The sequence below is a fragment of the Neptuniibacter sp. genome (assembly GCF_024231755.1).
In the GTDB taxonomy this organism is placed as follows: Bacteria; Pseudomonadota; Gammaproteobacteria; order Pseudomonadales; family Balneatricaceae; genus Neptuniibacter.
Genome location: NZ_JAAEQH010000025.1, coordinates 1 through 11933, shown reverse-complemented (window position 1 = coordinate 11933; position 11933 = coordinate 1). Strand labels below are relative to the sequence as shown.

The 11933-nt window shown below is 46.6% G+C and carries 6 protein-coding genes; 1 reads left to right on the top strand and 5 read right to left on the bottom strand.

From position 1 onward, the window contains the following. The 3 genes from GY843_RS00845 to GY843_RS00835 form a co-directional block, all read right to left on the bottom strand. Positions 1 to 6715: YDG domain-containing protein (locus GY843_RS00845; protein ID WP_297305826.1), on the bottom strand; the 6715-nt coding region annotated here is incomplete at its 3' end. 346 nt (positions 6716 to 7061) lie between these two features. Beyond that, the gene (locus GY843_RS00840) at positions 7062 to 7886 is read right to left on the bottom strand and encodes a Calx-beta domain-containing protein (RefSeq protein WP_297305825.1); all 825 of its coding nucleotides are present in this window, start codon (positions 7884 to 7886) and stop codon (positions 7062 to 7064) included. A gap of 78 nt (positions 7887 to 7964) precedes the next feature. After that, positions 7965 to 8369 carry a DUF4214 domain-containing protein gene (locus tag GY843_RS00835; RefSeq protein ID WP_297305824.1) on the bottom strand — a complete coding sequence of 135 codons (405 nt, stop codon included), beginning with the start codon at positions 8367 to 8369 and terminating at the stop codon, positions 7965 to 7967. A 364-nt stretch (positions 8370 to 8733) separates the two neighbouring features. Here GY843_RS00835 and GY843_RS00830 point away from each other — a divergent pair, with 364 nt between their 5' ends. Continuing rightward, the gene (locus GY843_RS00830; RefSeq protein WP_297305823.1) at positions 8734 to 9411 is read left to right on the top strand and encodes a Crp/Fnr family transcriptional regulator; all 678 of its coding nucleotides are present in this window, start codon (positions 8734 to 8736) and stop codon (positions 9409 to 9411) included. Positions 9412 to 9607: 196 nt separating this feature from the next. On the opposite strand, the gene hldE is transcribed toward GY843_RS00830, so the two are convergent. Then, positions 9608 to 11032 carry a bifunctional D-glycero-beta-D-manno-heptose-7-phosphate kinase/D-glycero-beta-D-manno-heptose 1-phosphate adenylyltransferase HldE gene (gene hldE, locus GY843_RS00825; RefSeq protein ID WP_297305822.1) on the bottom strand — a complete coding sequence of 475 codons (1425 nt, stop codon included), beginning with the start codon at positions 11030 to 11032 and terminating at the stop codon, positions 9608 to 9610. 5 nt (positions 11033 to 11037) lie between these two features. Beyond that, positions 11038 to 11933: ABC transporter ATP-binding protein (locus GY843_RS00820; protein WP_297305821.1), on the bottom strand; the 896-nt coding region annotated here is incomplete at its 5' end.

The window sequence follows — 11933 nt, the reverse complement described above, 5'->3', positions numbered from 1 at the left end:
TTGCATCATCAGTGTTGTCCATTATGCTAGTTGGTTTATCACCTAGGAAATTAACAGGAGCACCGCCAAAGTTGCCCTGGCCTCCTCCAACAGTACCTCTATCACTCGCCTGCCCACTATTTTCTTGGGCACTGAGTAATTGAATATCGTATAAACTGGTGCTACCCAACAACCCTGCTAAGTAGTTGTTGTGTATAAGAATACTATTAATTGAAACCAACGAGCCGTTCAAGAAACCTATCGTTGACGGGATCGCCACTTGAGCTCTAGCTAGTTGAAGGTCAAGTTGGTTGCCATTAAGTACAGCATCATAGCTAAACCCTGTAGGTTCCAGCTGATTACTAAAATTCACACTAAAGCCGCGCTGAGCTTCCACTACGCCCGGATAGCGACTATACAGTGCCGGTGTATATTGATTCACATGCAAGAGCTCCAAAGTTCCCTCCAAACTCGCGCTACCGGTCACTGCCACTACGTCATACTCTTTACCAGGAACCAAGCCGCCAATCTCTATCTGAAGTGTGCCTGAAGGCTTCAGAATATAATCACCCTGAATCTTCACAACCCCAGGGGAACTACCAGGAGAGAAAATGCCGCCGTTCTGCTCCAGGGTATTACCTAAATCAAGATCACTACCCTTCAGGATGCCACCTGATAACAGGATTGGCGTATTACTATTTAACGTCCCCATTGCACTGAGTAAACCGCCCTGAATATCCAAACTGCTGAGGCTGGAGCTGTGGCTGATATCAGTACCTAAATCGAGGCTACCGTTGTTAAGCAGCAAACCGCCTCCGCCCGACAAGGTTTGTAAAACGGTAGATTCACCGAGGTCATAAGTTGCAACTGTACCGCCAGGTAAAATGACATTAAGTACGTTGCTCGCAATAGGTAAAATCTGACTTTCCCAGTTACTGGCCTGCGACCAGTTACCGGTACTGCCTCCAACCCAGGTCACTGAATTTCGCGGCAGGATACTCGCCGACGTTCCGCTATCAGTGGTTAGGAGGTAGTTTTGTGCATCGCTACCACTCAATAGCAGTTCCACTTGAACAGCTTTATCTGTTCCTACATTCACATCGTCAAAATTACCACTTCCAGTAATGACAACATCATCACCATTGAGTAAACCTTGTAATGAGCCGAAGACCAGATCAGCATTTGTAGTGGCGTCATATTCTTTATCACTCGCAGATAAACTGGCTAATGAGAGTGGAGCGGCGGTTATGGAAGCGGTCGTATTCAGATCGGAACTATCAAGTTGGTAATTGCCAGCATCAGCCCCGCTCAAAGAAAGGTTTGCCGTAACAGCCTTGTCATTTCCAACATGTTTATCAGCGAAACTAGCCGAAGCACTAACCTCAACATCATCACCATCAATCACACCGAGGAAATTACCCAAATTCACCAAGGCATCAACTGTCGCATCGTAGACTCTATCCGCAACACTGACGTTTTCTAGTTGTACTGTTGCCGGGGTAATATCTGCAGTCGTGTTGCTTGAAGTGATTTGATAATTATTGGCATCATTACCCGTTAACTGAACGTTAACGCTAACATTCTTTGCCGTACCCACTGCTTTGTCATCAAACTGTCCATCTAGTGTTGCACTAACATTATCACCTGCAACCAAGCCCTCCAGTGAGCTGTACTGCGCATCAGCTGTAGTCGTGCCATCATAGACTTTGTCCGTTGCAGTTAGCCCTTCTAGCGTCAGTGATGCTGGTGTTATATCGGCAGTAAGAAGAAAATCACCTGGATTAATCAGATAGTTATCAGCGTCAGCGCCATTAAGGCTTAAATTACTGGAAACTGCCTTATCTGAACCAACCTGTTTATCAGCAAAGTCACCTTGAGCAACAATCTGGATATCATCACCAATAAACACCCCTGACAGGGCTCCAGGGGTTAATGCCGCTGCAGTAGTACCATCATAAACCTTACTTCCTGCAGTTAAGCTATCCAGGGTCAGCGTGGCAGTCGTAATATCAGCCTGAGTTGTAAAGCTGTTCGAACTAAAGCTGTAATTACCTGCATCAGTCCCCGTTAGAGTTAAGATTCCGTTTACGGCTTTAGCTGTACCTACATTTTTATCAACGAAGCTGGCATCAGCCGTGGCAGAAACATCGTCTCCATCGAATACTCCATTTAATGCCCCAATATTTACAGCAGCTGTTACCGTGGCGTCATAGATTTTATCTACACCTAAAACACTGGCTAAAGTCAGCGTTGCCGGGCTGATGCTCGCTGTAATCGTTGTTGTAGTCCTATCAGTAGTACCATCAATCGATCCACCAAGAGTGCCATCAAGGTTGTAGTTGCCAGCATCAACACCTGACAGAGTTAGATTGGTGTTAACGGTTTTGTCATCGCCGACATTTTTATCAGCGAAATTTGCACTGCCACTAGCACTAACGTCATCGCCACTAACAACACCAACCAAACTACCAATATTCAGGTTGGCCGCAGTAGTTGCATCATATACTTTGTCATCCGCTGACAGGCTGTCTAAGGATAGAGTGGCTGGGGTGATTGCAGCAGTAGTGTTGGCGGTCGTACTACCCAGTACATAGTTCCCCGCATCAGCACCATTCAAACTCAGGTTTGCAGCTACAGCGATACCATCGCCTACATTTTTGTCAGCAAAGAGCCCTGTACCGCCCAGACTGACATCATCACCTGTGATCAAGCCTTCAAGGGTGCCAAAGGCTACCACCGCATCCGTATTGCCATCATAGACTTTGTCACTGGCTGTTACGCTAACTGGATTGAGAGTGGCCGCTGTTATATCGGCCTGAGTAGTAAAGTTGCTTGAGTCGAAATTGTAATTCCCGGCATCAGCCCCCGCTAAAGCAAGCGTACCGGTCACCGTTTTGTCTGCACCAACATACTTATCCGCGAAGCTGGCATCAGCAGTTGCCGAAACATCATCTCCGTCCAATACACCCGTTATTGCACCTAGATTTACAGTCGCTGTCACCGTGGCATCATAGATTTTATCCACGCCTAAAACACTGGCTAAAGTCAGCGTTGCCGGGCTGATACTGGCCGTAGTCGTTGCTGTAGAGCCGTCAAGGTTATAGTTGCCAGCATCAACACCTGACAAGGTTAAATTGCTGTTAACCGTTTTATTATTACCCACGTTCTTATCGGCAAAATTAGCGTTACCACTAACACTGACATCATCGCCGCTGATAACACCAACCAAGCTACCAAGATTCAGGTTGGCCGCTGTGGTTGCATCGTATACTTTGTCATCCGCTGAAAGGCTGGCTAAAGATAGAGTAGCCGGGGTGATTGCAGCAGTAGTGTTCGCAGTTGTACTACCCAGTACATAGTTCCCCGCATCAGCGCCATTCAAACTAAGGTTCGCAGCTACCGCGATACCATCGCCAACATTCTTGTCAGCAAAGAGTCCTGTACCGCCCAGACTGACATCATCACCCGTGATCAAGCCCTCAAGGGCACCAAAGGCTACCAACGCATCCGTATTGCCATCATAGACTTTGTCACTGGCTGTTACGCTAACTGGATTAAGAGTGGCTGCGGTAATACTTGCAGTCGTGATGGGATTACTATCATTTAAGACGTAGTTTCCTGCATCGGTCCCAGACAAACTAAGGCTACCAGTAACAGTTTTCCCGGCAGCAACATTCTTATCTGCAAAACTTGCACTACCGTCAATATTAACCACATCTCCGGCAAATAAGCCTGTCACCGCCCCTAAACCAAATAGAGAGTCAGTATTGCCATCGTATACTTTGTCAGGCGCGGTAATGCCTGCCAGATTAAGCGTTGCAGGCGTAATTTCACCCAATAGGGTAGGCGCACTATCTGCCAACAAGTAATTCCCTGCATCAGTCCCATTCAGGCCAAGTAGCGTTGTGACGGTTTTACCACTACCTACGCTCTGGTTGTCGTAAGCTGCAGTGGAAGACACAGCAACGTCATCCACTCCTATCAAACCTTGAAGAGTGCCAATATTCAGCGTTGCAGTTGTGCTGTCATCATAGACTTTGCTGTTAACACTCAGCTCTGGCAGAGCGATAGTTGCAGCACTAATGTCTGCATCCGTTACTGAGGTAGTAGCAGCTAAAGAATAGTTACCCCCATCTGTACCTGATAAAGATAAGCCAGTTGAAGTAACCGTTTTTTCACTACCTACATTCTTGTCATCAAAATTCGCTGCGGTGTAGTTAATCTGAAGTACATCGCCAGCTATTCGGTCATCATTAAAGCTAACATCCGCATCGGTGGTACCATCATAGATACGATCACTGGCGCTACTGATAAAATTGAGAACACGAGGAGTGATGGAACCTATATTCGCAGTAGCCTCATTCGTTGCTAGCTGATAGCCATAGACAGGAACCGTATTAGCCCCCACGGTTACACTGACCCCTTCCAGAACAATATTGCCTGCAGTTACGGCTGTGGTCCCTACATTTTTATCTGCATAAACACCTGTGGTCGGAGCAACCAGAAAAACATCATCACCATCGATAGCACCACTAAACGTAAAGTTCTCAGCAGCTAGTGCTGCGGTGGTATTGCTATCGTAGGTTTTGGTTGTTTCACCTTGTAGTGTTGGGGTAATTGCTGGTGTGATTTCGTATATAACGCCGTTTCCAGTGCCTAATAACGTACTTAGGCTGCCTGAACCGTATTGCTTGAAGTCATAAGCCAACCCGTTACGAAAATCCTGTTCCGGTGACTGGCTATAGATCAGCCACCGTCCGGTAGTTGTATCTAGCGCATCAGCACCATGATTGTTGGTAAACTTACTTGAACTGGCATCGATAGTGATGTAATCACTGGCCGTAATCTTATCGCCCAGAATGATATTACCACTAACAGAACTCATAATTTCTACGGAGTTCCCTTCCACCATCTGCAGGCGTATGTCACTGGCGCCCTTGTTAGTTTTTCCTGCGCCATCTAGCAGTTTAATAACAATATCACCGGATCCAGTATCTAATCGGGTACCGTTACCCATAGCAATAGAGGCATCCCCCGCATCCCTTTGAGCATCCACGACTCCGCTAGCGAGGATTTCATTCGCAATCAGGATCAGGTTGGCATCATCAAGAGCGATACTGGAATTTAGTAAAATGCTGCGGCCCGCTTGTAGCGTCAACGCTCCATCATAAGGCGAATCGATACTACTGAAAGTAGCTAACGTAATATCGTTACTAGCTTGCAGAACAACCGCCGAGCCACCTTCAAGAGCGGCGATAACCTGACTTGGATGAAGCGTAAAAGGGGTAATATCTTTATCAAAAGTTGCATCTGAGATGCTGTTCGCACCACCAGTCACCGTACCGTCAATGAGAATATTCTTCGGGTCAAAGAGTATCTGACCACCTTTCCCCGCCTTGACCTCACCACGAAAAACTAACTGCTCAGCACCAGATACTTCAATATTACCGCCCTTACCTTCACTGCCAGGCATGGCTGAGATATCCGCAGCAACCACACTGGTACCGTCAGCCCAAACAACAACATCACCACCATCAGCGGCAACATCGAGTCCATCTGCTTTAATCTGCACATCAGCAGTTAAAGTAACCGTGTCAGCATTGGGAATCTCATCCGTAGCAAGGTTTTTTCCTCCCTGATATTCACCACCGATACGAACCGATCCACCTTTGTTACCGCCACTGGCATCAATACTGGTGGTTGTCAGCACCACATCTTTGGCAGTCAGATCGATACTACCGCCCTTATCCACACCCTTGGCATTAATTGTCACTGAACCGCTTAACTGGGCATCAGCAATTGCGCTGATAGTACCGCCCTGCTGTCCGAACACATCAATAAGGCTACCCTCTTCAACGCTTAAATCACCTGAAGAAACGAGTTGAACATCGCCTCCCTGTCCGGTTTGGCTGGTAGCGGTGATAGTCCCCGAATTGGTAAGGGAATTACTGGCTTTCAGGAACAGCTTGCCACCTTCACTAACCAAACTATTGGCGTTGAGCTCTCCCTGATTTCTCACTTGAGCGGAAATCATGGCAGCCGTACCACCTTCGGCAATCAGCTTACCAAGGTTTAACACCTCTCCTTCAGGTGCTGTAATTTCGAAACCTACACCCGGCGTTGTACTGTCCAGGATTTTTACACTCTTGCCCGAGGCCAGCAGTATCTCCCCTTGCGGGCTGCTGATGATGCCAGTGTTGGTCACATCGTTGGCGATCAGGAATACGCTGCCCCCACTGGCGCTTTTAATACTACCGGCGTTGGTAATAGCCCCAGCATCGTTAACTGTTTTGAAGGCATAATGCCCCTGTAGGAAATCCTCATCACTGAGGTGCAGAGTAGAAGCAACCAGGCCACCAACATCCACTTTGGCACCTTCACCAACTAATATGCCGGCTGGGTTAATCAGGAATACACGTCCATTAGAGTTTAATGAACCAAGAATCTGTGAAGGATCTGCACCCAAAACCCGGTTGAGTACAGCACTATCCACGCTTTGCTGTATAAATTGTGTAGTTTCATTTGGCTGAATGTTGAAGCTTTGCCAGTTAATGACCGTGTTGGGAGTATTGGTAATAGTCAGATGACTACCCGACTGCTGGAAATTCGCCTGGCCGTGAATAACACTGGCGCCTTGAGGATTAGCCTGAACAGTGGATGCTATAAGGCTCGCCAAAACTACACTAAGCAACTTAGGTGGGAAAGCCGCAAGGTTAGAGTGAACTTGATCCTTCATATTCGGTGCCCCTCAACGACACTTTCAAAGCTATATAGAACAGAGAGAATGTATGAATTATTTATATTTCACAAGTAATTCAGTGAGATAACTCTGAGCCTAGTCAAGGGAGTGTGATATGTCGACTTAGAACTGTCGGAATATTTGACAGTACCTAAGGATGATGGTCGCGCTAAGAGGGACGAGAATAGCTTTTTATAAGCTAAAAGCTCGGACCTTGAAACACAAAGTACCGTAGTTGAACAATTAAAGGGGTGAACCCTTTAATGCTCCTTAATCGAAACAATGACAGCTTGTACGAAGGTGAATTTTACTTTGAATTTTGGATATCCCCTATAACTTCACATTAGAGAATCAAAATATCATCAATAGCAATGTAGTCCCCGCCGCCCCCGAGTCCAGCATCAGTGCCATAATTGACAAGAGAAAATTCAACCTTATCTACACTATCAAAAATTGCATCATCAAACTCATAAACCATTGGGTTATCTGTATCTAATACAATATCCTCAAATCCCAATACAACATTGTCCCGGTAGCCAGAAACCCTAGCGATGAGCCCATCATTCCAAGCGGAATTTAATGCAGCACTCTCAAAGTCAAATAGTTCTGAACGGCTAATGGACGTAACAGCACTTAGATTCGTATATGCAACATGCCCTTCACCACTAGCATCAGTAAATAAGTTTAGGTTTTCATATCCTGATGAAGAATATTTAACGATCCCCCAAGGGTCGTTATCGAACTCAGCCCCCCATGTAAAACCTTGATAATTCGATGGGAGCCCACCTACAGAAACATTTGAATCATAAACGTCATCAAAGTCGATTAGATCTGCGGGCGGTGCGTTGCTACCATCATTATCAATGATGGTGATGGTTGCGCGATCAGTGCTAGTCCCACTCTGGTAGAGCAAATAAAAATCTTCTACACCTTCAGAGACATAATCGTCCGTGATACCAATAGGCAGAGTTAACTCATTTACACCAAATGTAAAGAAAGCAAATCCGCCCACATCACTGCTATAATCATCCGAGCCGGCAGTACCATTTTCAGTCCTATAACTTACTGCTAAATTGGTATAGATTCCCCCACTCCGCTCAAAAACTACCGCCACGGCGCCATCACTTTCATCAACAACTACATTATCTACCTTGATACTTGCTGGCAAATGGATCTCAGGGATAAATTTATCTAAATTTGCAATCGCTTTTGCCAGGCTATCTGGGTCACCTAATACTGTAGAAAGTCAGTTAGCTGCTTGTTGAGCTGCATAACCACCAGAATAATGGTGAGGAACAATCTCTCCATCTCCAGCTAAGCCGCCAGCCTTGGCAGCATTCTCATTACTTTGGTGGGTTGTTTCCAGATCTTTCAAATACTGAGTGAAAGCATTAGCCGCTTCTATTCTGTTGGCAACTACCTGAGCATCTTGGTTCTGCGCGCCTTTTAACAGCTCCAGCGCAATGGATTGCGCGGTAACATCAGGATTGTTTTCTAATTGCTCAACCCAGCTATCGATAATCTCCTGCGACTCAGGATCTCGGTCAAAGAGCTGGTTATAAAGACGGATAATTGTGTCTTCTGACGATAGGCCACCAAATCGCTCTTGTGCCTCAGCTGAGTTAGCAAAAGCATCAATAATCTGATTCACATCACCATCTGCAGCTTCAAGCGCCAGGGTCCAGGCTTCCAGACCACCAAAGTCTGCCGGACGGCCATAGTATGCTATCTAAAGTGATTGAATTGTATCCTGATAGGTGGAGGTGTCCATGTTAATCCCTATAACAACCGAGTATTATTGATCGTTTAATGTACTATAAACTTCCCACTTAGATAAGGGATATCTATAGTCCCAATACTGTTCATTGGTATATAGAGTCATATTCTGAGGTCAGCTCTTTTATCACTAGTGGGATTGGAGCTGATTTCCTCGATCAAAGTAGTTAAAGGGAATAAAGGCTAGATCCTTGTAGTGAAGCCTTTACAGAGTAGAAAGTTATATATGCGGAGAAACTATGCTTATATCGCCAGATCAACTTAAAGCTTTTGATCTGCTATCAGCGTTAAGTGAAGCAGAGCTATCAAAGCTTAGTTCTCAGCTCCACGAGACGCAGCTAAAGCGCAATCAGGTATTGTTTCAGAAAGGGCAAGACTCTTCGGAACTCTATTTCCTGCTAAAAGGCAGACTTAAAGCGGTAGATTATTCCAGTAACGGCAGAGAGATAGGTTTTACTTTTTTTGATGCAGGCTCGCACTTTGGCGAATTATCCCTGATCGACCACAAACAACGCTCCGCAACGGTTGTTGCGACAGAAAGCAGCCATATTGCCTACCTTCCAAAAAATGAAGCTCGTAAACTTATCTTCGAAACACCATCTGTTTCGGAAAAACTACTGCTGCAACTGACGCGTATTATTCGCGAGAATAACGATCATATCGTTTTACTGGGCAGCGCAAATGCCTCCGCACGCATTAACACTATGCTGTTAAAGTACGCCCGAAAAGATGCCAACGGCTTGCGTATTGAAAAGCTACCGACTCAAACCGAAATCGCCACAATGACTAACACGACTCGCGAAACGGTTTCCCGAACTTTATCTCACCTGATAGAGCTGGGTTACATTGAGAAAAATGGTAAAAGCCTGATTATTCATGAGCCTCAGGTACTAGAAGAGATGCTACTGGAGGAGTAGCGGGGCTATTTTGGCAGGGCAGATTTAAATGGCACCACAGAGGCACAGAGAACACCGAGGAAAGGCAAAGGCAAAGGCAAAGGCAAAAAGAAATTTTATCCGAACGTTTACCTGTATTCTTTGAAAAAGGGCCTAACTAATAAAGCCCTTCTCCGTGCCCTCTGTGCCTCTGTGCCTCTGTGGTGAGAAAATGGGTCTAATCCCCTTGGATTTTCTCCACGATTGCAGTGGTTGAGCAGTCATCCAGGAAAGAGAGCACTTTTACTTCGCCTCCGTAACTACGTACGAATTCACCGCCAACTACACCTTCTATACCGTAGTCACCACCTTTGACCAGCACATCCGGACGTACGGTTTCCAACAAACGTTCAGGAGTGTCTTCTGTGAAATACAGTACCCAGTCCACCGCTTCCAAACCAGAGAGTACGGCCATACGGCGCTCTACAGGATTGATCGGACGACCCGGGCCTTTAAGTCGGCTGACTGATTCATCGCTATTGATCGCCAGCACAAGGCGATCTCCCTGGGCACGCGCCTGTTCCAGATAACCTACATGTCCCGCATGCAGAATATCGAAGCAACCATTGGTAAGCACGATAGTTTCACCAGCGGCACGCGCATCAGACAGCGCGATCAGTAGTTGCTCTTCGGTAACAACTCCACGTTCAGCCCCTTGCTCTTTGCTCACTTCCCTACGCAACTCAGGCGCACTGATCGCAGCTGTACCCAACTTACCAACCACAATACTGGCGGCAATATTCGACAATGCCACGGCATTGGCCAGATCTTCACCTGCAGCCAAGGCTGAAGCCAGTGTAGAGATAACAGTATCGCCAGCACCGGTAACATCAAATACTTCTCGGGCACGAGCAGGGAAATGCAGCTCATCATGACCGGGTTGAATCAGGGTCATTCCCTGTTCACTTCGAGTAACTAACAGTGCATCCAGCTCTAACTCTGTGGCTAGTTGCTGTCCTTTAGCCACCAGCTCTTCCTCGCTGGAACTAGGGCCGACAATAGCCTCAAACTCGGAAAGGTTTGGCGTTAACAAGGTTGCACCACGGTAGCGGCTAAAATCACTGCCTTTAGGGTCAACCAGTACCGGAACATTTTGCTGTTTGGCTGCGCTGATCAAACTCTGACAATCGGACAACGTACCTTTACCGTAATCGGATAGGACAATCACACCCACATTGGGTAATAGCGGAGAGGCAGATTCCAGAACCCGCTCACTGTAGTCAGAAGCAAAGCTCTCTTCGAAATCCAAACGTATAAGCTGTTGATGACGGCTGATCACGCGTAATTTGGTGATGGTTGGTTCAGAATCCGTAACTGAAAACGCACAGTTAACTTCGGCAGATTGCAGTTGTTTCTCTAGCGCCTGGCCTGCTTCATCCTCGCCAACTAAACCCACTAAAGAGACCCCAGCACCTAAAGCTGTTACGTTTAAAGCAACGTTAGCAGCACCACCCGGGCGATCTTCATTCTGCTCAACCTTAACCACGGGTACCGGTGCTTCAGGAGAGATACGAGAAGTAGGTCCATGCCAATAGCGGTCCAACATCAGGTCACCTACAACCAGCACCTGAGCTTTATCAAAGCGGGGCATATGGATTTTCATTCACTTCACTCCTGTTCCTGCATCGCTGTCGTTAACGCAGGCGTGATGTTATCTGCATTATCATTAAACTGCATATTATATAAGTTAGCGTAGGCGCCTTCATGGGCCAGTAATTGGCCGTGACTGCCCTTCTCTACAATTTGCCCCTGATCCATAACCACAATCAGATCAGCATTTTCGATAGTGGATAAGCGATGGGCAATCACAATGGTGGTACGCCCTTCCATAACATTTTCCAATGCTGCCTGAATATGGCGCTCAGACTCTGTGTCCAGAGCAGAGGTTGCTTCATCCAGAATCAACAATGGCGCATTCTTCAAGATAGCCCTGGCTATAGCGATACGTTGACGTTGACCGCCGGAAAGCTTAATCCCATTTTCACCGACAACCGTGTCCAGGCCATCCGGCAATTTGCTGACAAATTCCATAACATGAGCAGCTTCAGCCGCAGCAACAAGCTCCTCTTCGCTACAGCCTTGCATAGCCCCATAAGCGATATTGTCTCGGATGGTGCCACTAAATAGCACAACATTCTGCGTCACAATGGCAATCTGCCCACGCAATGTGCTCAGCTCGTAGTCATTAAGGGATTTACCATCAAGTAACATTTGCCCCTGAGTCACCTCATAAAAACGAGGAATCAGATTCACCAAAGTTGACTTACCGCTCCCCGATTTTCCTACCAGCGCAACCGTTCTACCTGGAGCAATATCTAAATCCACATTTTGCAGAATTGGCTTATCATCGTCATAACCAAAGCTTAGATTCTGTAGTTGCAGATGCCCCTGAACGCGCTCAACATCATCTCGCCCCAGATCTGACTCAGCATCTGAATCCAACAGATCAAAGATACTTTCTGCAGCAGCAATGCCTCGCTGAATGACAGAATTCACCTCTGTCA